Raw genomic sequence first — 25,982 nt, forward strand, 5'->3', positions numbered from 1 at the left:
TACCGGTCTACTAACTTGTGCACAGCTGCCTCCTTTTCGTTTAGTAGCGAGATGGTGCGGCCCTACTAGAAGGAAAGTCCCAATGTTCAAACCGACTCCGAATCCGCCAGAGGCGGATCAGACCTCCCGGTACACAAAGTCCCAGGCCAAAAAGCACGACGAAGCCACCAATCGCGCCTTGGATTACTACCTGCTACCAAAACCGGAAAAGTCAGAAGATGCGTCCCAACCGGGCCAGCTCTTCACCGTCGCCAAAAACGCCGACAACGAATCCCTCCTCGCCAACCTCAGCGAAACCCTGGCGGCAGCCGACGCGATGGTCAGCAACCTGGCTTTCGACCTGGAAGGTCCGCGTCGTCACATCCTTCTCGGCATCCAGCAGTTGATTGAATTGAGTTCATTACTGGCGAACCGGGTGTTGGATAACGTTGATCCGCGATAGCGGATAAACATTTGTCGATAAAAGCGAACCCGTCACTTCGTGGCGGGTTTGTTATTTGTTACCGACAGCTGGCATAACTCAATAATGCATTTGCTTTAGGGTGGAAATAAATCCGTCACGTTTTTTAATTGTTCTTTAGTTCGTCCTTTAATTAGGGTGTAAATAACATGGGAATTCTGGAATCACTTAAAACGCACCGGAACGTATCGTTGGTTGACTCCCTTAAGCCCGACATTCATTCCGTACTCAGGTTCCTCACCCAAGTCTCTAGGCGCCACGGAAAACTGATTGTCTTGATAGGTAAACACCGTGTCATAGACGTGCTTGGCTTCCATATGCGTTATATGCAAATCGTCCTCTCCGTGCTTGTATGAGTTGATACCGTAAAAAATGCTAAATCTTACCTTGAATACATGATCACCCGGCGTTACCCGTACCCAACCAGGGCAACCAGCCCTCCAACAGCTTGTCTCAACACCGTCTACACTAATTATTTGCCCCAAGATATTTCCAGAGAATTGAACCGCTGAAAAAACGGCTGTATCCGAAATAGGGTGTTGTCGAACTTCATCGGTAATATAGGGGTCTATATACTCGGCGCTCAAACAACCCGATATAAGAAACGAAAACAAAAAAATGACATTCAGCTGAAGTGCCTGGCGATACAACGGTCTTAAATATTCTAGGCCTGATAGCGATTTTAGTGTGACTCTTTGAAAGCTAATATTTTTCATTTGTCGCTACTTGTTTTTATATGTCGTAGCATAAACAGCCCTCGATTGCTCAGACAAATGCGGGATTTTTTGATAATTAAGTTCATGACTTATTCCCTCCCCACAAGCAATGCTAAGTCATGGTTCCTCAAAGCAAGCTTTTATTCGAGTTCAATCGCTTCCAATAAAACCACTAGCCTGCTTTTATAAAGCTGGTTGTGGGAAAAGCTGCTTAGGAGATAACTACTTTGTCGTGGGCCGGCTTTATCCAGCCCATTAAACGAAGCGAAACGACTTTATCCAGTAAAAATCAATAACCACGACCCAACGAGAGAAGCCATCGAATCTGAGACTTTCTATCGTTCGAAAAAATGGCCCATATCACGATTATGGAGAACAGCGCTTGAAGTGTGCTTATAAAAAGGAAAGCAGGAATTGACGGGTTTGACGGGTACGGTTGTGTCCCAATGATCATGAGGGCTGGGAACATGGCTAGAATCCATGAAATCCAGTACACAACAATTGAACGCCAAATATAGCCCCAAATCGTTATAGGTTTTTTTGTTTTCAGAAGACCGTCTTCGGTGGCTAATTTATTCAATGAAAATATAACAAAGGCAATGTAGATGGCTAACCAGACTGAACTTATTAAAAGAAAGCCTGCTGAGTAGGATATTGTTGAGGGTAGAACGCTAATCATCACCCCGATAATTACTAGGATGAGCCATGATTTTTTCATGAATGGATCAAAGTTTTTCACTGGAATTCCTATTGTTTTACGGTCGAGCTACGGACGAACAAAAGTATAGCTTTGCGAATACCTTGAGCGGAGCGAGCGGTGTTTGTTGAGCGTAATACTATAAAATGGAGCTGGAAGAGCGCGTCAGGAAGATGATATAAAAACAATCGTGTCCAATTAAATAACATGATTTTTTTAGGACCTCTTCCAAAACAGCTAATATAAGCACGGTGATTATTACCACATCTAACCGGTTTACAACCACTACTGGGCGGTATGTGATTGTTGTGTTCTTGTCATTGATGGAGCGCCTGTAAAAAGTTTTTTTCTACAAAACCCTGTCTAGCTCGAAGCGGGCCTGGCAAACGTGACATTGGTCAGGGAAGAAACACGAGATAGATGACGACAAGCCTTGCTAGCTGATAATAATGCTATCTATTTGCCATCACCTTGTCCACTGTCCACACATGGGCAATTGCACAGGCTGCAATAGGACTATGAAGCCTAGTCGGTTCGCTCTCTCGACGGCGAAAGTGAGCTATCCATGAGCTTCTAGACATTCCGAGCAAAAAAAAACGGGCCTGCATTCCCACGCAGCCCCGTTTTTTCACCACCTAATCAGATCAAAACGCCGGCAAAACCGCGCCTTTGTACTTCTCAAGAATAAAAGCCTTCACTTCCGGCGTGTGCAGCGCCGCAACCAGCTTCTTCATCGCCTCACTGTCCTTGTCATCCTCACGAGCTACCAGGATGTTCACATACGGTGAGTCGCTACCTTCAATAACCAGCGCATCCTTGGAAGGATCAAGCTTGGCTTCCAACGCATAGTTGGTATTGATTAACGCCAGATCCACCTGGGTCAGCACCCGCGGAATGGTCGCCGCTTCCAGCTCACGGAATTTCAGGTCCTTCGGGTTCTCAACGATGTCCTTGGTGGTCGACAGGATGTTGTTCGAATCCTTCAACTTGATCACCCCAGCCTTCGCCAGCAGCAACAGCGCACGGCCGCCGTTGGTGGCGTCGTTCGGGATTACCACGTTGGCGCCGCCTGGCAATTCTGTCAGTGCCTTGTACTTGCTGGAGTACGCGCCCAGGGGTTCCAGGTGCACACCGGCCACGCTCACCAGGTGGGTGCCCTTGGCCTTGTTGAATTCATCCAGGTACGGCTGGTGCTGGAAGAAGTTGGCGTCCAGACGCTTTTCCGCAACCTGTACGTTCGGCTGGATGTAGTCGGTGAAGACCTTGACCTTCAGGTCGACGCCTTCTTTGGCCAATGCCGGTTTGACGAATTCGAGGATTTCCGCGTGCGGTACCGGTGTGGCCGCGACGGTCAGGGTGTCGGCGGCGTGGGCGGAAAACGCTGCGGCGGCAGCGAAGGCAACCAGTAGTTTTTTCATTCAGCTAACTCCTTTTGAGGCGCCTGCTCTTGGCGCCTGCCAGCGAATGGCCGGCTCATGGTTTATTGGCCGCGAGGCCTTATTTTCTAGAAAAATGTACAACCAGTTTGTCGCCCACGGTTTGCAGGACCTGGACCAGCACCAGCAGCAACACCACCGTGACCACCATGACGTCGGTCTGGAAACGCTGGTAGCCGAAGCGGATCGCCAGGTCGCCCAAACCACCGGCGCCGACCACACCGGCCATGGCCGTGTAGGACACCAGCGTAATCGCTGTCACCGTAATCGCGGCAAAAATGCCTGGACGGGCTTCCGGCAGCAAGGCATTGACGATGATCTGCCGCGTGGTGGCGCCCATGGCCTGGGTCGCTTCGATGATGCCGCGGTCGACTTCGCGCAGGGCCGTTTCCACCAGGCGGGCGAAGAACGGTGTGGCGCCGACCACCAGCGGTGGGATCGCGCCGGCCACGCCCAGGGAGGTGCCAGTGATCAATACCGTGAACGGGATCATCACGATCAACAGGATGATGAACGGCAGCGAACGCAGGATGTTCACGATCAGCGACAGCAGCGCGTACACACCGCGGGCTTCGAGCAATTGGCGCGGGCTGCAGAGGAACAGCAACACGCCCAGGGGCAGGCCGAGCAGCACGGTGAACAGCAGCGAACCGAACAGCATCAGGAAGGTGTCGCCGGTGGCCAGCCAGATTTCCAGCCAGTCGATGTTGGAGAAGAACGAACTCATCAGTTCCATTAGCGCAGCACCTCCATGTGGACATCGGCCGCGGTGAAGCGGGCGAACGCCGCCTCCATGTCACCGCCGGTGATGGCGAGGGTCAGTTGCCCGTAGGGGGTGTCTTTGATGCGGTCGATACGACCGGCCAGGATGCTGTAGTCCACGCCGGTTTCCCGGGCGACGGTGCCGAGCAATGGCGCGTAGGTCGCGTCGCCCTGGAACGTCAGACGCACGATGCGCCCGGGTACGTGGGCGAAATCGTCGCGCTGTTCGCTTTCGTCGATCTGCTCGTCTTCCTGGACAAAACGCTTGGTGGTCGGGTGCTTGGGGTGCAGGAACACCTCGGCTACCGGGCCTTGCTCGACGATCACGCCGGCATCCATCACCGCCACTTGATCGCAAACCCGGCGGATCACGTCCATTTCATGGGTAATCAGCACGATGGTCAGCTTCAGCTCGCGGTTGATTTCCGCCAGCAGTTGCAGCACCGAGGCGGTGGTCTGCGGGTCGAGGGCGCTGGTGGCCTCGTCGCACAGCAAAATCTTGGGTTTGGTCGCCAGGGCGCGGGCGATGCCGACGCGCTGCTTCTGGCCGCCGGACAGTTGCGCCGGGTATTTCCTGGCGTGGTCGGACAGGCCAACCCGCGCCAGCAACTCGGCGACGCGCTGGTCGATTTCGCTGCGGGACAATTCGCCGGCCAGCGTCAGTGGCAGCGCCACGTTGTCGGCCACGGTCTTGGACGCCAGCAGGTTGAAGTGCTGGAAAATCATCCCGACTTGCTGGCGGAAGCGGCGCAGGCCGCTGGCGTCCAGGGCGGTGACTTCCTCGCCGTCGACGATGATCTTGCCGCCAGTGGAGTCTTCCAGGCGATTGATCAGGCGCAGCAAGGTACTTTTTCCCGCACCGGAATGGCCAATCAGGCCGAAGACCTGACCGTTCTCAATCGTCAGACTGGTCGGATGCAGGGCGGGGATATCCCTACCGGCGACTCGGTAGGTTTTATGGACGTCTTGAAACTCGATCACGTAGCGAACCTTGTGGGGCGCGTTGGAAAAGGATCAGCGGTTAGCCGGGCGCGCATTTTAGCCTGTCCGTATAGAGGTTCTTAGCATTTATTTGCGATCAGACCTGTCATTTGGCAATAACGCGATCAAAGGCCATAAAAAAAGGAACACGGCCAAACGGCATCGGTCACTCATTAAGCCACTCGAAATGCCGGGGTCATGCACCTGCGGTATCGAACTCAGATTCCTGGCCCCGGCGAGGAACGCAAAGAGGAGTCATGCCTGATGAGTATCAAAAAGCCCACGGTCAACAAGAGCCAACTGGCCGGGACCGACACGCTGGATCGCGGCAACACCAACGCCAAGCTCGAGAGCCTGGAACAGTTTCGCTCCGACGCTACCGAACAGGCGTTGCGCACCAACCAGGGCGTGAAGATCGCCGATAACCAGAACACCCTGCGCGCCGGCCCCCGCGGACCTTCGCTGCTGGAAGATTTCATCATGCGTGAAAAAATCACGCACTTTGACCATGAACGCATTCCGGAACGCATCGTCCACGCCCGCGGGACCGGCGCCCATGGTTATTTTCAGAGCTACGATGCGCATTCGGCATTGACCAAGGCCGGTTTCCTACAAGACCCGAGCAAGAAAACCCCTGTGTTCGTGCGTTTTTCCACTGTGCAAGGCCCACGCGGCTCCGGCGACACCGTGCGGGACGTGCGCGGCTTCGCGGTGAAGTTCTTCACCGACGAAGGCAACTTCGACCTGGTGGGCAACAACATGCCGGTGTTTTTCATTCAGGACGCGGTGAAGTTTCCGGATTTTGTCCACGCGGTAAAACCCGAGCCCCATAACGAAATTCCTACAGGCGGCTCGGCCCACGACACGTTCTGGGATTTTGTCTCGCTGGTGCCGGAATCGGCTCACATGGTGATCTGGGCGATGTCTGACCGGGCCATTCCAAAAAGCCTACGCACGATGCAGGGTTTCGGTGTGCACACCTTCCGCATGATCAACGCCGAAGGCAAAAGCAGCTTCGTCAAATTCCACTGGCGCCCTACGGTCGGCACCTGCTCGTTGGTATGGGACGAAGCCCAGAAGTTGGCGGGTAAGGATACCGACTACCACCGTCGCGATCTCTGGGAGTCGATCGAGATGGGCGACTACCCGGAATGGGAATTCGGCGTGCAGATCGTCGCCGAGGAAGACGAGCATAAATTCGACTTCGACCTGCTCGACCCGACCAAGATCATCCCTGAAGAGCGGGTGCCCATCACGCCCCTGGGCAAGATGGTGCTCAACCGCAACCCGGACAATTTCTTCGCTGAAGTCGAGCAAGTTGCGTTCTGCCCCGGGCACATCGTGCCGGGCATCGACTTTTCCAATGACCCGTTGCTGCAAGGGCGGCTGTTTTCCTACACCGATACGCAGATCAGCCGACTCGGTGGACCGAATTTTCATGAGCTGCCGATCAACCGGGCGATCACGCCGGTGCACAACGGCCAGCGTGATGCGATGCACCGCACCACCATCGACAAGGGGCGTGCGTCCTACGAGCCGAACTCCATCGACGGTGGCTGGCCGAAGGAAACCCCGCCCGGCCCGGAAGATGGCGGCTTCGAGAGTTATCCGGAGCGGATCGATGCTTACAAGATCCGCCAACGCAGCGATTCGTTCGCCGACCATTTCTCCCAGGCGCGGCTGTTCTACAGAAGCATGAGTGCCCATGAAAAAGAGCACATCATCGCGGCCTACAGTTTCGAGCTGGGCAAGGTGGAGCGTGAGTTCATCCGGGCGCGGCAGGTCAATGAGATCCTCGCCAATATCGACCTGGAACTGGCCGGGCGAGTGGCGAAAAACCTCGGGTTGCCGGCGCCTACCGCGGGCACCGTCGATGTGCCAACGCCATCGCTGGAGCAGTCTCCGGCCTTGAGCCAGGCGAACCTGCTATCCGGAGACATCAAGACGCGAAAAGTGGCGGTGCTGGTGGCTAACGGTGTCGATGCAGCGATCATCGGTGCCCTCAAGAAGGCGCTGAAGGCCGAGGGCGCTCACGCCAAAGTGCTGGGGCCGACTTCCGCACCGGTGACCACGGCCGATGGGAAAACGCTGGCGGTGGATGCGTCCATGGAGGGGTTGCCGTCGATTGCCTTTGACGCGGTGTTCGTGCCGGGTGGGGCGGAGTCGATCAAGGCCTTGAGTCGCGACGGTGTGGCGTTGCATTACGTGCTGGAGGCCTACAAGCATCTGAAAGCCATTGGGCTTCATGGTGAGGCCCGGCAGTTGTTGGTGGAGTTGAAGCTGGAGGTGGATGCGGGATTGATCGAAGACGCGGATACGAGCGGTTTTTCGCGGTTTTTCGCGGCGATTGCTCAGCATCGGGTCTGGGCGCGGGAGGCTAAGGCTAAGGCGGTTCCAGCCTAAAGAGATTTGCTGTCTGGTAGGGCGCTATCGCGAGCAAGCTCGCTCCACATGGGGTCCCTGTGGGAGCGAGCTTGCTCCGGGCGGCGTTCCGACGATGCTTTTTAGGGCTTATGCGGTGTCAGCACCATCTGCGCCGGCACACTGCGCAAAATCTGCTTTTGCAGCTTCAAATCAAACCCCGGGTCCAGTTTCTTGACCCGCTTGGTCAGCAACGTCGCCAACCACGGATAATCATCGGTGCGCGGCGCCTGGATGGTGACGTCACACTGATAATTCACCACGTCGGCGGCGATGGCATCCAGTTGCCGACGCATTTGCTGTATATCGGCTAGGTTGAGCGCAACTGTGGTACTGGGGGCGCTCGGGTCGATCACTTTGGCGACCGGTTTGGCTTCGGCGGCCTTGAGGTCGGCCTCGGCTTTATCCAGGTCGGCCTTACGGGCTTCGGCAATGGCGCTGTTGACCTCGCCGGTGAGCGCTGGGGCCTTGGGCATCAAGGCTCGGGCACGACTCAGGGCGGTGGCGGCGGCGTTGACATCGCCTTTTTGCAGATCGATCTGGCTGCGGCGCAAATACGCCTCGGCCAGTTGCCGCTGATAGGGTTCCAGCGACCGGTCTTCGGGTGACTGGGCTTGCAAGGCGGCCAACTGGTCTTCGGCGGTGGCCAGCTCATTGCTGGCAAGGCTTTGCTCAAGCTGCGCGATGGCCGGGCCCCGGGTATCGGGAGCCTCGGTGACCGGCGGCGTACTCTGGCAGGCGCCCAGCAGCAGGGAAAACGCGACAAGGAGCAGATAACGGGAGGCGAACGGCTTCATTCCTGCGACTCTCTATTTGCGCAAAAAGCGAGCAAGTCTACACCCCTCGACGAGGTAGGACAAAACTCAGCAGAAACAGCGCGGCGGCGCTGACCACGATCGATGGGCCGGCCGGGGTGTCCTTGAACCAGGAAAGTGCCAGGCCGCCACACACCGCGAGCATGCCCAGCAGGCTCGCGCCCAGGGCCATTTGCTCGGGTGAGCGGGCGTGACGCTGTGCCGCAGCCGCCGGGATGATCAGCAATGACGTAATCAGCAACACCCCGACGATTTTCATCGCCACCGCGATGACCACCGCAATCAGCAGCATCAGTGCCAGTCGCAACCCCAGCACAGGCAGGCCCTCTACCCGGGCCAGTTCCTCGTGCACGGTGACGGCCAGCAAGGGACGCCAGAGTGCCACCAGCAACAGCAGCACCGCGGCGCTACCGCCGAGGATCCACGACAGGTCCGTCGGACTGATCGCCAACAGGTCGCCGAACAGATAGGCCATCAGGTCAATCCGCACGTCATGCATGAAGCTTAGTACCACCAGCCCGAGGGACAGGGTGCTCGGCGCCAAAATACCCAGCAGCGTGTCGGACGCCAGCGGTTGGCGGTGTTGCAAGGTCACCAGTACCACCGCCAGCAACAGGCAGCCAACGGTCACCGCCACCGCCGGGCTGACGTCCAGCAGAAATCCCAAGGCCACGCCGAGCAACGCCGCGTGGGACAAGGTGTCGCCGAAATAGGCCATGCGCCGCCAGACCACGAACGAACCCAAGGGGCCGGCTACCAGGGCGAGTGCCAAGCCTGCGAGCAGGGCGTACAACAGAAAATCAGCCATGCTTGCAGCCATCTCCATGAACATGATTGGAAGCGGAAGGGGCGCTGACCACCGAGCCATGCAGGTCATGGGCGTGGTCATGGTGATGGTGATAAATCGCCAGGCTTTGTGCGTTTTTTCCGAATAACTCGACGAAAGCCGGATCGCCACTGACTTGCTCGGGATGCCCGGAACAGCATACGTGGCGATTGAGGCAGACCACCTGGTCGGTGGTGCTCATCACCAGGTGCAGGTCGTGGGAGACCATCAGCACGCCGCAGCCGTGGCGGTCGCGCAGGCGCGTGATCAGGCTGTACAGCTCGGCTTGCCCCGCCACATCGACGCCTTGCACCGGCTCGTCGAGCACCAGCAGCTCAGGCTCGCGCAGCAGGGCACGGGCCAACAGCACGCGCTGCATCTCGCCGCCGGAGACGCTTTGCACCGGGCTGTCGATCACCTGTTCGGCGCCGACTTCATTGAGCGCGGCCAAGGCGCGGGCGCGGTCCACGCCAGGCACCAGGCGCAGGAAGCGCAGCACGGACAGCGGCAGCGTCGGATCGACGTGAAGTTTTTGCGGCATATAGCCGACGCGCAACCTGGGCTTGCGCCAGACGCTGCCGCTGTCGGGCTTGAGCAAGCCCAGCACGGCGCGCACCAGGGTGGTCTTGCCGGCGCCGTTGGGACCGATCAAGGTCACGATCTGCCCCGGCTCGACGCTCAGGTGGATGTTGTCCAGCACGCTCTGCCCGGCGAACGTCACGGCCACCTGTTCGAGGCGGATCAACGCATTGCTCATCAGGCCCCCTGGCAGCCGGAGCAGAGACCGACCACCTCGACGGTCTGGGTGTCGACCACGAAGCCGACGTCCTTGGCGCTGGCGATGATGGCATCGCTGATGGACTTCTGTTCCAGCTCGATGGCGGCGTGGCATTGCCGGCAGATCAGGAACTGGCCTTGGTGGGCGTGCTCCGGGTGGTTGCAGCCGACGAAGGCGTTCAGCGACGAAATGCGATGCACCAGGCCGTTCTCCAAGAGGAAATCCAGCGCCCGGTAGACCGTCGGCGGTGCGGCGCGGCGGCCGTCCTGCTCGCTGAGCACGGCGAGGATGTCGTAGGCGCCTAGTGGCTTGTGGCTTTGCCAGACCAATTCCAGCACGCGCCGACGCAGGGCGGTCAGGCGCAACCCTTGGCGCGCGCAGATGGCGTCGGCCTCAGACAGCGCGCTGTGCACGCAGTGGGAGTGATCGTGGGGGCGACTGGCAAGGGGTGTAATAGGCATGGGCAGCGACGAGTTTAGTGAGAGACGTTATTATGTTACCCGTTCTCGCCTCTACGAGTGGTCATCGTGTCCCGATTTTTTTCGCTCTTTGTCGCTTTTGTCGCAAGTTTTCTACTGATTGGCCCGGCCCAGGCCGAGGTCAAGGTGCTCACCAGCATCAAGCCGCTGCAACTGATTGCCGCCGCTGTGCAGGATGGCGTAGCCGTTCCAGAGGTATTGCTGCCGCCAGGGGCTTCGCCGCATCACTATGCGTTGCGGCCATCGGATGTTCGCAAGGTGCAGTCGGTGGACCTGCTTTATTGGATCGGCCCCGATATGGAAGGCTTTCTCCCGCGGGTGCTCAACGGTCGCACGCTGCCCTCCGTCGCCATCCAGGATTTGCCGGGGCTCAAGTTGCGTCACTTCGCCCAGGACAGCGCGTCCCACGAGGACGATGACCATGACGGCGACGAACACGATCACGACCATCGCCCCGGCACCGTGGATGCCCACTTGTGGCTCTCGCCGCTCAATGCGCGGGTGATCGCCGCCAAAATGACGGCCGACCTGAGCGCGGCGGATCCGGCCAACGCGGCCCGCTATCAAAGCAACCTCAAGGGCTTCAACCAGCGTCTCGATGCTTTGGACACACGCCTCAAGGCGCGCCTGGCCGGGGTCGCGGGCAAGCCGTATTTCGTCTTCCACGAGGCGTTCGACTATTTCGAAGACAACTACGGCCTCAAGCACGCCGGGGTGTTCGCCGTGGCCGCCGAAGTCCAGCCTGGTGCCCAGCATGTGGCGGCAATGCGCACGCGCTTGCAGGCCGTGGGCAAGACCTGTGTGTTCAGCGAACCGCCCCTGCGCCCGCGCCTGGCCGAAACCCTGGTGGCCGGTTTGCCGGTGAAGCTGGCGGAGCTCGATGCACTGGGCGGCTACACTCCGGCGACGGCGCAGGGATATGAGCAGTTGTTGGAGAAGTTGGGCAATGATCTGGCGGGGTGCCTGGAGTCGCTATAACCCCAGCCCCGCTCTCTCCTGCCGAACATGGGGCCCGTGTGGCGAGGGAGCTTGCTCCCGCTGGGGTGCGCAGCAGCCCCAAGATCTTGCGGTCGCTGCGCAACCGAGCGGGAGCAAGCTCCCTCGCCACAAAAGCAGTGTTCGGCGAAGACCTTCCATGGGTACTTACAGGGCGAACGGCAGCAACGCGTGAACCGTCTGCCGCTGCGCCAAGCGCTGCTGGAACTCCATCGGGTCGTGGATCAACACATCCTGCCCGGCGAACGACTCGGCGGCGATCAATCGCGACAGCCAGAACCGCACGCACGCCACGCGCAGCATGGTCGGCCACAGTTGCGCCTCAGCGGCGGTAAATGGTCGCAGCGTCGCATAGGCGCCCAGCAGCGCTCGCGCCCTGGGTCCGTCGAGCGCGCCGTTGTCGTCCGAGCACCAGTCGTTCAAGGCAATGGCAACGTCATACAGCATTGGCCCCGAGCAGGCGTTGTAGAAGTCGATCAGCCCGGTCAGGTGCGTGCCTTCGAACATCGCGTTGTCGCGGAACAGATCGGCGTGGATGTTGGCGCGCGGCAGCGCCAGGATGCCGACTTTCTGCAACGAGATTTCATCCAGCGCCGCTTCGAGCAGCCGACGCGGCTCGGCGTCGAGGTGCGAGAGCAGCTTGGCGCCCTCCTCCTGCATCCAGTCCAGGCCACGATCGGTCTTGCGCTTGATCATGTTGTCGCGGGTTGCCAGGTGCAGGTGCGCCAGCAGCTCGCCGACCTGGGCGCAATGCTGCGCGTTGGCCTGCTTGATGTGCTTGCCGGCCAGGCGCGGTTGCAGCAGCGCCGGCTTGCCCGCCAGTTCCCGCAGCGCGACGCCGTCGGTGGTGCGCAAGGCGTAAGGCACCGGCAGGTCGGCGTCATGCAGCACGTCCAGCAGTTCGATGAAGAACGGCATTTCCTGCACCGGGCCGCGCTCGACCAGGGTCAGGACGAATTCGCCCTGCTCCAGGCTGATAAAGAAATTGGTGTTTTCGCTGCCGGCGGCGATCCCCTGGAAATCAAGCAGGCGGCCAAGCCCATAAGGGGCGAGAAAGGTTTCCAGCTCGGGCCGAGCCAGGGGCGTGAACACAGACATGGTTAAAACTGCCAGTACGGGCGCCCTTCAGCGGGCGCCGGTTGAAGTGCAGAGCGGTATTACCACTCAAAGATTTTCCACGACGGAATCAGCATATCCGGCTGATCCGAACGGATGAAGTTTGCGTCGCTGCCGTCGGCCCGCACCAGGAAATAAGGCTTGCCGTTCTTGGGCGTGACCTTGATCGCGTACAAAAAGCCGTTTTGCCGGTACTCCTGAATGGTTTTATCGCCTTCGGTGCGGATGGTGACATCCGGGTCCGCCGAGGGTGCGTCGTCCGCCGCCATGACGGCCAACGGGGTGATTGCAAACAAGCCAGCCAGTAACAGGCGATTTAGTGTACGCATGATAACCTTGTCCCTTTGTCGTCAACGGTCCCGCTATTCTAGCCCCGGACCCGCCGAAAAGGTTGATCCTGCTCATGAGCCAAGCCCCCCTCGTCCTGGTGGACGGTTCTTCTTATCTGTACCGCGCCTTTCATGCGCTGCCACCGCTGACCACGTCCAAAGGCCTGCCGACCGGTGCGGTCAAGGGCGTGCTGAACATGCTCAAGAGCCTGCGCAAGCAGTATCCGGACAGTCCGTTTGCCGTAGTATTCGACGCCAAGGGTGGGACGTTTCGCGATGCGTTGTACGCCGAATACAAGGCCAACCGCCCGAGCATGCCCGACGACATGCGGGTGCAGATCGAGCCGCTGCATGCCAGCGTCAAGGCCCTGGGCTTCCCGCTGCTGTGCGTGGACAACGTCGAAGCCGATGACGTGATCGGCACCCTGGCCCGCAGTAGCGCGGCGGCCGACCGTCCGGTGGTGATCTCCACCGGCGACAAAGACATGGCGCAATTGGTCGATGGGCACATTACCTTGGTCAATACCATGACCGGTAGCGCCCTGGACGTGGCTGGCGTGAAGGAGAAGTTTGGCGTCGCTCCCGAGCAGATCATCGATTACCTGGCGTTGATGGGCGATTCTTCCGACAACATCCCGGGCGTTCCGGGTATCGGGCCGAAGACCGCTTCCGGCCTGCTGGTGGGCGTCAATGGCGGCCTGACCGAGCTGTACGCGCAACTGGACATCGTCGCCACCTTGCCGATCCGTGGCGCCAAGACCCTGGCCGCCAAGCTCGAAGAGCACAAGGAAATGGCGTTGCTTTCCTACGAGTTGGCAACCATCAAGACCGACGTACCGTTGGATGTCGGCCTCGATGACCTGCAAATGGGCCAACCGGATCACGAGAAACTCGCCGAGCTGTACACGTTGTTGGAATTCAAGAGCTGGTTCGAAGAAAACCAGCGGGACGCCAAGCGTGCCGGCCAGGAGATCGTTGAAGTGGCCGAAGAACAGCCCGGCGCGGCCGAGGCCAAGTACGAGGTCATCCTCGATCAGGCGCGCTTCGACGCGTGGCTGGCCAAACTGGACAAAGCGCCGCTGTTTGCCTTCGTCACCGAAACCAACGGCGGCGATGCCCAGCATTCGCAACTCGTCGGCTTGTCGTTCGCCGTGGCCCCTTTCGAGGCAGCCTACATCCCGCTGACCCATTCCTACATGGGTGTGCCGGAGCAACTGGATCGCGACACGGTGCTCAAGGCCCTCAAGCCGCTGCTGGAAAACCCGAACAAACTCAAGGTCGGCCAGCACGCCAAGTTCGAAACCAACATCCTGGCCAACTGCGCCATCGATGGCGATCAGAATAACGGCATCCTGGTCCAGGGCATCGCCTTCGACACCATGCTCGAATCCTACGTGCTGGACTCCACCGCGACCCGTCACGACATGGACAGTCTGGCGCTCAAGTACCTGGGCCAGAGCAAGACCGATTTCCAGGACATCGCGGGCAAAGGGGTCAAGCAACTGACCTTCGACCAGATCTCCCTGGAACTGGCCGGCCCTTACGCCGCCGAAGACGCCGACGTGACCTTCCGCCTGCACCAGGCCCTGCAGGAAAAACTGGCGGCCACGCCAAGCCTGGGCACCGTGCTCAATGACATCGAAATGCCGCTGATGCCGGTCCTGGCGCGCATCGAGCGCCAGGGGGCGCTGGTCGATGCCAACCTGCTGGGTGTGCAAAGTGTCGAGCTGGGGGAAAAACTGGTGGCGCTGGAGCGTGAGGCGTTTGCCATCGCCGGCGAGGAGTTCAACCTGGGTTCGCCGAAGCAATTGGGCGTGATCCTGTACGAAAAACTTGGCTTGCCAGTGCTCAGCAAAACCGCCAAGGGCCAGGCGTCCACCGCCGAAGCGGTGCTCGCCGAGCTGGCGGAGCAGGATTACCCGCTGCCCAAGGTGCTGATGCAGTATCGCTCGCTGAGCAAGCTCAAGAGCACTTACACCGATCGTTTGCCGGAGCAGATCAATAGCCGCACCGGCCGTGTCCATACCAATTATCAACAGGCCGTCGCCGCGACCGGGCGCCTGTCGTCCATTGACCCGAACCTGCAGAACATCCCCATCCGCACGGCCGAAGGTCGACGCATTCGCCAGGCCTTCATCGCGCCGAAAGGTTACAAGCTGCTGGCGGCGGACTACTCGCAGATCGAACTGCGAATCATGGCGCACCTGGCCAAGGATGAAGGGTTGCTTCATGCGTTTCGTAATGACCTGGACGTGCACCGGGCTACCGCTGCCGAGGTTTTCGGCGTCGAGCTAGAGGCCGTCACCCATGACCAGCGCCGCAGCGCCAAGGCGATCAACTTCGGCTTGATCTACGGCATGAGTGCGTTCGGCCTGGCCAAGCAGATCGGCGTCGATCGCAAGCAGTCCCAGGCTTATATCGACCGCTACTTCGCCCGCTACCCGGGTGTGCTGGCGTACATGGAACGCACCCGCGCCCAGGCGGCCGAGCAAGGTTTTGTCGAAACCATTTTCGGTCGCCGGTTGTACCTGCCGGACATCAACGCGAAAAACCCGGCCCTGCGCAAAGGCGCCGAGCGCACGGCCATCAACGCGCCGATGCAGGGCACGGCGGCTGACATCATCAAGAAAGCCATGGTCGCCGTGGATCGCTGGCTGACGGCGTCCGGGCTGGATGCGAAGGTCATCCTGCAGGTACACGACGAACTGGTGCTGGAAGTGCGTGAAGACCTGGTCGACCAGGTGCGCGAGGAAATCCGTCAGCACATGAGCGCCGCCGCCACGCTGGACGTGCCGCTGCTGGTGGAAGTGGGCGTGGGCAATAACTGGGATGAGGCGCATTGAGTCGTAGGCTCTGAGGCTGGCGCAGGTCCCGTGGCGAGGGAGCTTGCTCCCGCTGGGTGGCGCAGCCGCCCCAAACATTTTGTGAGCGCTTCGCACTCAAGCGGGAGCAAGCTCCCTCGCCACATTGGCTCACTGAAACCCCGGGACGATGTCGTTAGTTCGGAAAATTCCTAAGGCTATTTCCAAAAATAATCTGAACTAAACCCGTCAAATGCCACTCAGAGATTCTGAATGGCTGGTGAAGCCCTTCAATGCTCCTATGTTGTGTTAAGTGTTGGCAGATATCTGGACCCCGCCCTAGCGGTCCGGAACTTGGACCCCGAACTTCCCCCTCCCCATAAGAAGTCCGGGGTTTTTTTTGCCTGCGATCCGGCTTATTCGGCCTCTTCGCTGCCCTTGTCCGCCAATTCCATCCAGTCGGCCAGCACCGTGTAGGCTTCTTCCAGGCCCATGCGCTTGGGCGCCGAGAACAGCTGGATGGTGATCGCGTCACCCCAGCCTTTGCGAATTTCCGACTGCACTTTGAGCAGGGTATTTTTGGCCGCGCCGTAGGTGAGCTTGTCGGCCTTGGTCAACAGGATGTGCATCGGCATGCCACTGGCGACCGCCCAATCGAGCATCAACAGGTCGAAGTCGGTCATCGGATGGCGAATGTCCATCATCAGGATCAGGCCTTTCAAACTCTCGCGGCTGCCCAAATACGCTTCCAAGTGGCGCTGCCAGTGTTGCTTGAGCGGGATCGGTACCTTGGCGTAGCCGTAGCCGGGCAGGTCGACCAAACGCCGTTCATCGTCTAGCTTGAAGAAGTTCAAGAGTTGCGTGCGACCCGGGGTTTTCGAGGTGCGCGCCAGGCTCGCGTGGGTCAAGGTGTTCAGCGCGCTGGATTTGCCGGCGTTGGAACGCCCGGCAAAAGCCACTTCGAAGCCTTCGTCGTCTGGGCATTGATCGACTTTGGCGGCGCTGAGCATGAAGGTGGACTGTTGGCACAGGCCGAGGATGGGGTTCTTCAGTTGCATGGGATTTCCGATGTGGGCGGCGTCGGGAATGGACGCGGCAAGCTGTGTCGTTTCCGTTTCAGTGACGCCAGTATATAATGCCGCAGATTTTGTGTGCGCTTTGTCCCAGCGTAGGATGAAGCTCACGGGAGCGACCGACCGAAATTGCGCGTTAGAACGCAGCTCGTTCCCAACCCTGAAAAGGTCGTTTTATGACGAAATGGCTGCTAGCTGCCGGTGTCTTGATGCCGCTTTACAGCGCTCAGGCTACACAGGATCCGGAAGCTGTGTACAACCGTGTTTGTGGTGCCTGTCATTCCGGCCAACTCCCCATGGCGCCCCGCAAGGGCGATCAGGAAGCTTGGACGCCGAGGTTGGCGAAAGGTATGGAGACGCTGGTGCAACACGTGACCCAGGGTTTCAAGGCGATGCCGCCGCGTGGTTTGTGCATGGACTGCAGTGCCGAGGATTACCGAGCCATCATCCAGTGGATGAGCGAGTGAACCCGGTCCATAACTCTTTAACCCTTAGCCGTAGTTGGATTAGCTGATGAACAAACTGATCGTGAGTCTGCTGTTGACCTTGGGGATATCCGGCGTAGCCCACGCCGCTGGCGATGCCGCTGCCGGTCAGGCGAAGGCGGCCGTATGCGGAGCCTGCCACGGCCCGGATGGCAATAGCATGGCGCCCAACTTTCCGAAACTGGCGGGCCAGGGCGAACGTTACCTGAACAAGCAACTGCACGACATCAAGTCCGGCAAGCGCACGGTGCTGGAAATGACCGGCCTGCTGACCAACCTGAGCGATCAGGACCTGGCGGACATCTCGGCGTATTTCGCCAGCCAGAAGGGCAGTGTCGGCGCTGCCGATCCGAAACTCGTGGCCCGTGGTGAAGCGCTGTTTCGTGGGGGGGACTTGAACAAGGGGCTTCCAGCCTGCACCGGCTGCCACTCGCCTGACGGCAAGGGCAACGCGGCAGCCGGCTTCCCACACTTGGGCGGCCAGCATGCCCAGTACGTAGGCAAGCAGTTGACCGACTTCCGCAAAGAAGAGGGTGGCCGGACCAACGACGGCGATACCAAGCCGATGCAGGGCATTGCGAAAAAGCTGAGCGACGAAGATATCGCTGCGGTATCCAGCTACATCCAGGGCCTGCACTGAGGCCTTTGGCTGGCGTTGCAAGGGGCGTACATCCCTTGCAACGTTAACGCTCGATTAATCTGTCGATGCGAACATCAAAAGGGTGGCTTTGGCCGCCCTTTTTTGTGGCCGCTGCCGTTACACTAGAGAACTTGAACCCGCCACGGTCTGTCTTAGAAACAGGCCTCGCGAGGCCCCCTCATTGTCCAGGAGTAAAGCATGCGTAATCTGATCATCAGCGCCGCGCTCGTCGCCGCCAGCCTGTTCGGCGTAACTGCCCAAGCGGCTGAAAAGCCCGCCGCACCTTATGTCGAATTGACCAACCCCGTTCCGGTGGCGGCGCCTGGCAAGATCGAAGTCGTGGAGCTGTTCTGGTACGGCTGCCCGCATTGCTACGCTTTTGAACCGGTTATCAACCCATGGGTCGAGAAACTGCCTTCGGACGTTAACTTCGTGCGCATCCCCGCCATGTTCGGCGGCCCGTGGGATGCCCACGGCCAGATGTTCCTGACACTCGAGGCCATGGGCGTCGAGCACAAGGTCCACGCCGCGGTATTCAACGCGATCCAGAAAGAAGGCAAGAAGCTGGTCAAGAAAGAAGAGATGGCCGATTTCCTCGCCACCCAGGGCGTCGACAAAGACAAGTTCCTCGCCACGTTCGACTCCTTTGCCATCCAGGGCCAGATCAAGAAGGCCCGCGAGCTGGCGAAGAAATACGAGATCACTGGCGTACCGACCATGGTCGTCAACGGCAAATACCGCTTTGACATCGGCTCCGCCGGTGGCGCAAATGAAGCCCTGCAACTGGCCGACCAGCTGATCGCCAAAGAGCGAGCGGCCACCAAGGCTGCTGCCAACTAAGCGCGGCCCACGCCCATGGCCCGCTGGAGCACCGAACGCATCGTTGGCCTGCATGAACCGCGGGTCAACGAGCATCATGTCTTGTCCACGGGCCTGCCTGGCGACAGCCGCTTGCGGCTGCTCAGCTTCAATATCCAGGTGGGCATCAGCACCGAGCGCTACCGGCATTACCTGACTCGCGGCTGGCAACATTTGCTGCCGCACACCGGGCGTGCCGGTAACCTGCAGAAAATCGGCGACCTGCTCAAGGACTTCGACCTGGTGGCCCTGCAAGAGGCCGACGGCGGAAGCTTGCGCTCAGGCTACGTCAATCAGGTGGAACACCTGGCCCAATTGGGCGCCTTTCCCTACTGGTACCAGCAACTCAATCGCAACCTCGGGCGTCTCGGCCAGCACAGCAATGGCGTGTTGAGTCGCTTGCGCCCCTGGGCGATCGAAGATCATCCGTTGCCGGGACCCAAGGGCCGCGGGGCAATCCTCGCGCGTTTCGGCGAAGGTCCCGAGGCGCTGGTCGTGGTCATGATGCACCTGGCCCTCGGGGCGCGTACCCGGACGATGCAGCTGGCGTACATTCGCGAATTGATCGGCGGCTACAAGCACCAGGTGTTGATGGGCGACATGAACACCCATGCCACCGATTTGCTGCAGACTTCGCCCCTGCGCGATCTCGGCCTGCTCGCTCCACAACTGGAAGCGACATTCCCCAGCTGGCGCCCCCAGCGCTGCTTGGATCATATCCTGTTGAGCCCGACCCTGACCCTGGAACGTGTCGAGGTGCTGGCCCAACCCATTTCCGATCACCTGCCGGTCGCGGTCGAAATTCGTTTGCCGGGTTCGCTCACGGCCGATGCGTTTCCCGCGCTGAGTCCTGCCCCTCGCGGATCCGATGAATGAGCGACGACGCCGAACGCTGGAGAGAGAAGTACCTCAAGAGTATCGAACAGCAGGAAAAGCTTGAGCGCCGTTGGGAAGCTCGGCTCGACTTGCTGCGTCGTGGCCTGGTGCGCAGCACCCTGGCCGCCGAGGGCACTGACCGGGTGGTTGATCAATGCATGAAAGAGATGCGCGATGTGGTGCGCACCGACGACATGGATGCCGGCCTCGCTGCCCTGCTGCCGCGCCTGGAGAAAGCCGTACTCGATTCCGAGCAGCGCCGCGAGACCCGGGTCGAGCAGACGAGCGCCGCGTTGACCGCCCTGGTTGCCCAGTTACAGAGCCTGCCGCTGCCCAAGGAAGTCAGGCGACCGCTGAAGAAGTTTGCCAAGCAACTGGAGGATCGGGCCGGCCAGGCTCGGGAGATTCCGCTGTTGCTCAGCGAATTGAGCGGCTTGCAAGGCAAGGCACTCAGTGCCCTGGATGCCCCTGCCGAACCGAGTCGCCCCGGCCTGCTGCAACGGCTGTTTGGTGGCCAAGGCCATGAGGACGCGACGCCCCAGCCCCACGACCCTGCCCAGGCCCGCGTGGCACCTGCGTCAGAAATGGCCCTGCCCGTAGCCGTGGCGCCGGCAACGGCCGCAGAATCCGTCGCACCGGCACCGCAGCCCTCGGTGGCGGAGCAAGCGCCTGCCTTGGAGACAACGCCCGAACCGGTTGCCCCGACTGCACCGCAGATCGAGATCGTTCCAGCGCCCGCTCCAGCACCGGCAGCCGAAGTGGTTCAGCCCGCCAGTGAATCGGACGACCAGGCAACCGAGCCCGCGCCGCTGCTGACGCCGCTCGCCGAAGTACCCCCGGTTGTGGTGCCCGCACTCGAGAATCCCGACGAGCTGATGCCCGAGGAGCCTGCCCAGGCCCTGCCCGCCCCTTCGCTACCGCCTGCGGAGCTCGACGAGCCCCTGGAAGGCGCCGATGTGGCTGACGCCCAGTACGCCCTGCCCGACTCGCCGGAGCCGTCCTACAGTTCGGTCGCCAAGCATATCGAAGACACGCTGTTGGGCCTCTTGGGCGACCTGACCTTGCCCGAGCGTCATCGACCACAAGCCGAAGCCATGTGTGAACGTCTGCGCAATGGCTTGAACTGGTACGAGTTGCTGCCGATCCTCGATGATCTGGCCGTGCTGATGCTGGCCATCACGGACACCGGCCAGCATGAATTCGAGGCGTACTTGCAGCGCCTCAATGATCGGCTCGAGTCATTCCAGAGCAGCCTGCAGGCCGCCAGTGAAGACCACGCCGAAAACCTGTCGGCCTCCAGGGAAATGGACACCCAGATTCGCGAGCAGGTGGACGGCCTGCAAAGCAGCGTGAAGGAAGCCGATGACCTGGAAGGCCTCAAGCAGGTGCTCGAGAATCACCTCGAAGGCTTGCTCGGTACGATGGACCACCACCGCCAGCAACGTGATCAACGTGAGCAGGAGGTCTCGGCTCGCCTGAAAAGCCTGGCCGATCGCGTTGCGCTGATGGAGCAGGATGCCCAGGTCGTGCGGGAGAATCTCGAGGAACAGCGGCAAAAAGCCCTGATCGATCCGCTCACCGGGCTACCCAACCGCGCCGCCTGGTCCGAGCGTCTGGAACATGAAGTCGCCCAATGGCAACAACACGGCAACAGCTTGCTGCTGGCCATGCTCGATCTCGATCATTTCAAGCGCATCAATGACAACTATGGCCATCTGGCCGGTGACCGGGTGTTGAAACTCATCGCCTCGGTCCTGCGTAAACGCCTGCGTAGCGGCGATTTCATTGCGCGTTTTGGGGGCGAGGAGTTTGTGCTGCTGGTGCCCAATACCTCCCTGGCTGCTGGCGCCAAGCTGGCCGAGGCGCTGCGCCTGGCCATCGAAGGCTGTCCGTTTCATTTCAAGGGCGAGCCGGTGACGGTGACGGTATCCATCGGCCTGACCGCCTTCAAACCCGGCGAACACAGCGACTTGGTGCTTAAAAGAGCCGACCAGGCGCTTTATCGGGCGAAAAGTTCCGGGCGCAACCATGTGGAATTGGGCTAGGGGGCTAATTGTTCCAATTTGTTTAATATCGCCGCGCGCACCGGATCATCGCGAGGCGATACGTTACACTGTTGCATTACTCCCAGTGCGTATTGCCTTCCGCCATGAAATTTTTCTCGCTCATTGTTTCTTTATTTATCCTGGCCGGCTGCGCCAGTGGCCCGCGACTCGACACCCGTCATCCTTCCGTCAACCATGACAACCGTATCCAATTCGTGGTGGTGCATTACACCTCGGCTTCCCTGGAGCGCTCGTTGGCCCTGCTGACCCATGGCGAAGTCAGTGCCCATTACCTGATTGGCGACGATAAAGGCGCGACCATTTACAAATTGGTGGATGAAAGCCAACGCGCCTGGCATGCCGGGGAAAGTGAATGGGAAGGCCGGACCTGGCTCAATTCCAGTTCCATCGGCATCGAAATCGTCAATCCGGGTTTTGTCGACACGCCTACCGGGCGCCTCTGGTATCCCTACAGCGAAGCCCAGGTCCAGGCCTTGATCGTATTGCTCAAGGACATCATCCAGCGCAACGGCATCAACCCGCGCAGCATCATCGGTCACAGCGACATCGCGCCCCTGCGCAAACTCGATCCGGGCCCGCTGTTCCCTTGGAAGCGCCTGGCGCAAGCTGGTTTAGGAGTCTGGCCAGACGAACAGGCCGTCGCCCGCCAGCAGGCCGTCTTTGCGCCGCAGCTGCCGCCTGCCGGTTGGTTCCAGGCCGAGCTGGCCCGCCTGGGCTACCCGACGCCGCAGACCGGCGAGTGGGACGTGGCCACCCACCATGTGCTGGCCGCCTTCCAGATGCACTACCGTCCGACCCGCTTCGATGGCACGCCGGATGCGCAAAGCGCGGCGATTCTGCAGGTGCTCAACCAGACAAAATAATGACGCCCGTCTGACGAATCGGGCCAAATCCAAATCAGAAGCTATAACTCATTGGTAACTTTCGGATTACCCATGATGACGGCCCCCCGCGAAACCCTACACAGCTGGCTCCATCGCCCCGTTTTCCTAGCGATGGTGGCAACTGCCCTAAGTACCGTCCTGCTGCTGGCGGGGAGTCTGTTCGTGGTCGTGCAGCAGATCCAGCAGCGCGAAAGCGACCAGATGAATGCCCAGGGCGAGCGCTTTCTGCAGCGCCTGGAACAGCTTTTCGGGCAATTGCGTGAAAGCCTCGACGACTTGCAAAACCAGCCGTTGCGCGGATGCAACGACGACATGATCGCCACATTGCGACAGGTCAGCTTCAACTACCGTTTTGTCTACGAGGCGGCGTATATCGATGGCAGCGGCGTCTGCTCCAATCGTCCACGCCAGGGCGGCTTGTCCGTGACCCGCCCGCCCGACATCCGCGGGCCGACCTACAATTACTGGCTCAACACCACCACCGAGCCTGACGAAGACCGCGCCGCATTGATGCTGGGCCGCGGCAACTTTCGGGTGGCCACGTCCCGCGGGCATTTGACCGATATGGTCGATTTACCACCGGGCAGCAGCCTGCTGGTCGTCCTGGATAACGGTAAACGGGCCATTCCCGTGCTCGGGACGGACCAACACTGGCCGCCGGTCGAGCCTTGGCCACCGAAAAGCCACAATGCCTTGCAAGTGACGCAGAACCGGTTGATCTATCGGATGCCGACCGACAGCCCGGTCTATCAACTGGTGCTTATCGCTCAGCGCAGCGGTTTTAAGGTTCCGGCCAATGCCTGGTGGATGCTGCCCATCAGCCTGATGCTGGGCCTGGGGATTGGTTTCCAGGTGTTTCTGCTGGCGCGTCAGCGCCAGTCCATGGACGCCGAACTGCATGGGGCTATCCGGCGGGGTGAATTGCAGGTGCTTTACCAGCCTATTTTCGACCTGAGCAGCCGTAACTGTGTCGGGGCGGAGGCCTTGCTGCGCTGGCGACGACCGGACGGCACCCTGACCAGCCCGGACCTGTTTATCCCGATGGCCGAGAACACGGGGCAGATCCGCCAGATCACCGATTTCGTGCTGCAGCGGCTGTTCGATCAATTGGGCCAGCTGTTGCGGGCCAATCCGCAGCTGTATATCTCGGTGAATCTGGCGGCCTGCGATGTGATGGTGCCGCGTATTGGCGAAGTGATCGCCCGCCTGCTGGCGCTGCATCGCGTGTCGGCGCACCAGATTGCCTTCGAAGTGACCGAGCGTGGGCTGGTCGATGTGTTGGTCGCCCGGGATAACCTGCAATCGCTGCGCGACGTCGGGCATCAGGTGTTGATCGACGATTTCGGCACCGGTTATTGCAGCCTGGCCTACTTGCAAACCCTGCCGGTGGACTGCCTGAAAATCGATAAGGCCTTCATCGACGCCTTGGGCCACGATGCCGCCAGCAGCGGCGTGGCCCCGCATATCATTCGCATGGCCCATGCGCTGCAACTCAAGGTGATAGCCGAAGGCATCGAGCATGAAGCCCAGGCTTCCTATCTGAGCAGCGAAGGGGTGAGGTTCGGCCAGGGCTGGCTGTTTGCCCATGCCCTCAGCGCGGTTCAGCTCATTGAACTGATTACCCGTGGCCGGCGCCTGCGTGGTCGGCGCCTCGATGACGAAGCCTGAGTCGCCTCAGGCCATGAGCTCAGACTGCCAGCGCCATGTAGAACTGTGTGCCCTGCCCCGGCCTTGAATAAACGCCCATGCGCCCGCCGTGGAGCTGGACGATCTCCTTGCACAGCGCCAGGCCGAGGCCCGCCCCCCCCTTCTTGCGTCCGACCTGAACGAAAGGTTCGAAGATCCGTCCCTGCTGGCCGTAGGCAATGCCTTCACCGTTGTCTTCGACGCTGATGATCACCCGCTCGCCATGACGTCGGGCCTGCAAGCGGATCTGGCCGTTTTCGGCGGTGTGGCGCATGGCGTTATCGATCAGGTTATCGAGCACGCGATCCAATTGCGCAGCGTCGGCATGCAGGCGCGGGAGCGGGCCCTGGATCGCCACCAGCAGCTCGATACCCTTGGTTTGGGCCTGCTCGGCAAACCGCAACCGGGCCGCTTCCAGTAGATCGTCGATGGAGCAAGGCGCCAGGGTCAGCTTCTGCAGGCCGTTCTGGTAGCGAGAGAAGTTCAGCAGGTCATTGATGAGCTGCATCAGTCGCTGCATTTCTTCTGTGACGGTGTTGAGCAGGTCGGCCTCGCGCGACTCTTCTGAAAAATGCAGGCGCTCCTGTAACAGGCCGAAGGCCATGTGCATGCCCGTCACGGGCGTGCGCAGCTCATGGGAGGCACGCAAGACGAACTCGCTGCGCACCCGTTCGAAGGCGCGCTGCTCGGTGACGTCATGCAGCACCATGACCGCGCCGAGAATGTGGCCCTGGGTGTGACTGACCGGGGTGAGGCTGTAGGTGAGCACCCGCGACTCGCCATCCACTTCGACGCTCAGGTCTTCCGGCGCGCGCTCCAGGCTTCCACCGCGCAGCACCAGGTGCAATTCTTCATCCAGTTCAAGGCGTCCCAGCGCCTCGCCCAGTCCTTGGCCGAGGCGTTCCTCATCCCAGCCCAATTGACGCTGGGCCACCGGGTTGAGGTGCTCCAGCTGACCTTTGCGGTCGATCATCAGCAAGCCATCGTCGATGCTGTCGAGCACGGCTTGCAAACGTTGCTGACCGGCGAGCAGCTCATCGACGTTGGTGGCCTGATGCTCACGCAAGGCCTCGGCCATGACCCCGAAGCGACGGGTCAGGAGATTCAACTCAGCGGCCGAGGACACGGGTAGCGTGACCTCGAAATTGCCTTGGCCGATGTCGTCCGCCGCCGCGGCCAGTACCTCGATCGGCGCGCCGAAACGCCGGGCAATGCCATGGGCCGTGATAAACCCGATGATCAGCACCGCAAACCCCACCAACCCCAGCAGTCCGGAAATCCACATCGCTCGCTCACGGGCGCGGTCCTGGGTTTCACTGATGTTGGTCAGGGCCCGGCGATAGCCCTCGATCAGTCCATTGCGCAGCACATTGAATTTTTCGGTGAGGTCCTTGATGTTCGTGAGCTGGCTCGGCTGCTGGCGAGACGCGGTGAAGGCTTCAAAAAACTCAATGTAGTCGGCCTTGGCCCTGCTGAAGCTGACTGCCGCTTCATCCAGCCCCTGTTCGTGGGCGATGCCTTCGTCGATCAGCGCCAGGTATTGCTGCTTGGAGGCCTCCAGCATAGCCAGGTCGGGCTTGTCGTCGAGCATGATCATCAACTGATCGCCGAGCGTCTGGCGCAGCTTGAGGCCCAGGTCCAGCAGGATGAAGTTGTCGCGTACCGATTGTTCCTGGGTATTGGCCATCTGCATCACACTGACCAGGCCAAGCACCAATCCCAGCAGGGCCACGGTGATCAGGGCCGAGATACTGAGAAACAGTCGTGTGCGCAGCTTCATCGCCAGTTTCATAAGGTGTCG

23 protein-coding genes are annotated in these 25,982 nt (G+C 60.1%); 11 read left to right on the plus strand and 12 right to left on the minus strand.

Going from position 1 to position 25,982, the window contains the following annotated elements; all coding sequences use genetic code 11:
- The first annotated feature begins 82 nt into the window (after positions 1-82).
- Complete coding sequence (locus tag V7773_RS07890; protein ID WP_336072917.1) at positions 83-442, plus strand: DUF6124 family protein; 360 nt, start codon at positions 83-85, stop codon at positions 440-442.
- Between the two features lie 182 nt (positions 443-624).
- Here V7773_RS07890 and V7773_RS07895 read toward each other — a convergent pair whose 3' ends face one another.
- From V7773_RS07895 to V7773_RS07910, 4 genes are all read right to left on the minus strand, one after another.
- Positions 625-1,176, minus strand: coding sequence for a hypothetical protein (locus V7773_RS07895; protein WP_139197748.1), 552 nt, complete (start codon positions 1,174-1,176; stop codon positions 625-627).
- A gap of 1,341 nt (positions 1,177-2,517) precedes the next feature.
- Positions 2,518-3,291 carry a MetQ/NlpA family ABC transporter substrate-binding protein gene (locus V7773_RS07900; RefSeq protein WP_063323628.1) on the minus strand — a complete coding sequence of 258 codons (774 nt, stop codon included), beginning with the start codon at positions 3,289-3,291 and terminating at the stop codon, positions 2,518-2,520.
- A 79-nt stretch (positions 3,292-3,370) separates the two neighbouring features.
- Complete coding sequence (locus V7773_RS07905; RefSeq protein WP_072343774.1) at positions 3,371-4,045, minus strand: methionine ABC transporter permease; 675 nt, start codon at positions 4,043-4,045, stop codon at positions 3,371-3,373.
- A complete protein-coding gene (locus tag V7773_RS07910) occupies positions 4,045-5,052 on the minus strand; it encodes a methionine ABC transporter ATP-binding protein (RefSeq protein WP_063323627.1) in 1,008 nt (335 codons plus the stop codon). The genes V7773_RS07905 and V7773_RS07910 overlap by 1 nt, the downstream gene beginning before the upstream one ends.
- 264 nt (positions 5,053-5,316) lie before the next feature.
- On the opposite strand from V7773_RS07910, the gene katE reads away from it, so the two are divergent.
- Positions 5,317-7,455, plus strand: a complete 2,139-nt coding sequence (katE, locus tag V7773_RS07915; RefSeq protein WP_336072920.1) for a catalase HPII — start codon at positions 5,317-5,319, stop codon at positions 7,453-7,455.
- Positions 7,456-7,556: 101 nt separating this feature from the next.
- Here the strand turns inward: katE and V7773_RS07920 are convergent, their stop codons facing one another.
- Genes V7773_RS07920 through zur form a run of 4 tightly spaced genes read right to left on the minus strand, consistent with a single transcriptional unit; the run spans position 7,557 to position 10,353 of the window.
- The gene (locus V7773_RS07920; protein ID WP_092221057.1) at positions 7,557-8,270 is read right to left on the minus strand and encodes a PA5502 family lipoprotein; all 714 of its coding nucleotides are present in this window, start codon (positions 8,268-8,270) and stop codon (positions 7,557-7,559) included.
- A 37-nt stretch (positions 8,271-8,307) separates the two neighbouring features.
- Complete coding sequence (znuB, locus tag V7773_RS07925; protein ID WP_003196213.1) at positions 8,308-9,096, minus strand: zinc ABC transporter permease subunit ZnuB; 789 nt, start codon at positions 9,094-9,096, stop codon at positions 8,308-8,310.
- Positions 9,089-9,871, minus strand: coding sequence for a zinc ABC transporter ATP-binding protein ZnuC (gene znuC, locus V7773_RS07930; protein ID WP_063323624.1), 783 nt, complete (start codon positions 9,869-9,871; stop codon positions 9,089-9,091). The genes znuB and znuC overlap by 8 nt, the downstream gene beginning before the upstream one ends.
- Positions 9,871-10,353, minus strand: coding sequence for a zinc uptake transcriptional repressor Zur (gene zur, locus V7773_RS07935; RefSeq protein WP_063323623.1), 483 nt, complete (start codon positions 10,351-10,353; stop codon positions 9,871-9,873). The genes znuC and zur overlap by 1 nt, the downstream gene beginning before the upstream one ends.
- A gap of 66 nt (positions 10,354-10,419) precedes the next feature.
- On the opposite strand from zur, the gene znuA reads away from it, so the two are divergent.
- Positions 10,420-11,349 (plus strand): zinc ABC transporter substrate-binding protein ZnuA, encoded by a 930-nt coding sequence (gene znuA / locus V7773_RS07940; protein ID WP_092221055.1) that lies wholly within the window; start codon positions 10,420-10,422, stop codon positions 11,347-11,349.
- Positions 11,350-11,514: 165 nt separating this feature from the next.
- On the opposite strand, the gene V7773_RS07945 is transcribed toward znuA, so the two are convergent.
- Both V7773_RS07945 and V7773_RS07950 read right to left on the minus strand, forming a co-directional pair.
- On the minus strand, positions 11,515-12,465 hold the full coding sequence (locus V7773_RS07945; protein ID WP_336072921.1) for a homoserine kinase: 951 nt from the start codon (positions 12,463-12,465) through the stop codon (positions 11,515-11,517).
- Positions 12,466-12,524: 59 nt separating this feature from the next.
- Complete coding sequence (locus tag V7773_RS07950; RefSeq protein ID WP_025211087.1) at positions 12,525-12,812, minus strand: DUF2782 domain-containing protein; 288 nt, start codon at positions 12,810-12,812, stop codon at positions 12,525-12,527.
- A 74-nt stretch (positions 12,813-12,886) separates the two neighbouring features.
- On the opposite strand from V7773_RS07950, the gene polA reads away from it, so the two are divergent.
- Positions 12,887-15,655, plus strand: coding sequence for a DNA polymerase I (polA, locus tag V7773_RS07955; protein ID WP_336072922.1), 2,769 nt, complete (start codon positions 12,887-12,889; stop codon positions 15,653-15,655).
- Positions 15,656-16,029: 374 nt separating this feature from the next.
- On the opposite strand, the gene yihA is transcribed toward polA, so the two are convergent.
- A complete protein-coding gene (gene yihA / locus V7773_RS07960; protein ID WP_003196227.1) occupies positions 16,030-16,671 on the minus strand; it encodes a ribosome biogenesis GTP-binding protein YihA/YsxC in 642 nt (213 codons plus the stop codon).
- A gap of 191 nt (positions 16,672-16,862) precedes the next feature.
- Here yihA and V7773_RS07965 point away from each other — a divergent pair, with 191 nt between their 5' ends.
- From V7773_RS07965 to V7773_RS07995, 7 genes are all read left to right on the plus strand, one after another.
- Positions 16,863-17,153: a c-type cytochrome gene (locus V7773_RS07965; protein ID WP_003196231.1), complete on the plus strand. Its 291-nt coding sequence runs from the start codon at positions 16,863-16,865 to the stop codon at positions 17,151-17,153.
- Positions 17,154-17,199: 46 nt separating this feature from the next.
- Positions 17,200-17,811 (plus strand): c-type cytochrome, encoded by a 612-nt coding sequence (locus tag V7773_RS07970; RefSeq protein ID WP_336072924.1) that lies wholly within the window; start codon positions 17,200-17,202, stop codon positions 17,809-17,811.
- A gap of 198 nt (positions 17,812-18,009) precedes the next feature.
- A complete protein-coding gene (locus tag V7773_RS07975) occupies positions 18,010-18,651 on the plus strand; it encodes a thiol:disulfide interchange protein DsbA/DsbL (protein ID WP_092148922.1) in 642 nt (213 codons plus the stop codon).
- 15 nt (positions 18,652-18,666) lie between these two features.
- Entirely contained in the window at positions 18,667-19,545 is an 879-nt protein-coding gene (locus tag V7773_RS07980) for an endonuclease/exonuclease/phosphatase family protein (RefSeq protein ID WP_092347783.1), read from the plus strand.
- Positions 19,542-21,590: a GGDEF domain-containing protein gene (locus V7773_RS07985; RefSeq protein WP_336072927.1), complete on the plus strand. Its 2,049-nt coding sequence runs from the start codon at positions 19,542-19,544 to the stop codon at positions 21,588-21,590. The genes V7773_RS07980 and V7773_RS07985 overlap by 4 nt, the downstream gene beginning before the upstream one ends.
- A 104-nt stretch (positions 21,591-21,694) precedes the next feature.
- On the plus strand, positions 21,695-22,474 hold the full coding sequence (locus V7773_RS07990; protein WP_092347777.1) for an N-acetylmuramoyl-L-alanine amidase: 780 nt from the start codon (positions 21,695-21,697) through the stop codon (positions 22,472-22,474).
- 75 nt (positions 22,475-22,549) lie between these two features.
- Complete coding sequence (locus V7773_RS07995) at positions 22,550-24,163, plus strand: EAL domain-containing protein (RefSeq protein WP_336072956.1); 1,614 nt, start codon at positions 22,550-22,552, stop codon at positions 24,161-24,163.
- A 19-nt stretch (positions 24,164-24,182) separates the two neighbouring features.
- Here the strand turns inward: V7773_RS07995 and V7773_RS08000 are convergent, their stop codons facing one another.
- Complete coding sequence (locus tag V7773_RS08000; RefSeq protein WP_336072928.1) at positions 24,183-25,973, minus strand: ATP-binding protein; 1,791 nt, start codon at positions 25,971-25,973, stop codon at positions 24,183-24,185.
- Positions 25,974-25,982: the final 9 nt, after the last annotated feature.

Origin of the sequence: Pseudomonas sp. 3JA (genome assembly GCF_036961705.1) — a bacterium.
Lineage (GTDB): Bacteria > Pseudomonadota > Gammaproteobacteria > Pseudomonadales > Pseudomonadaceae > Aquipseudomonas > Aquipseudomonas fluorescens_Q.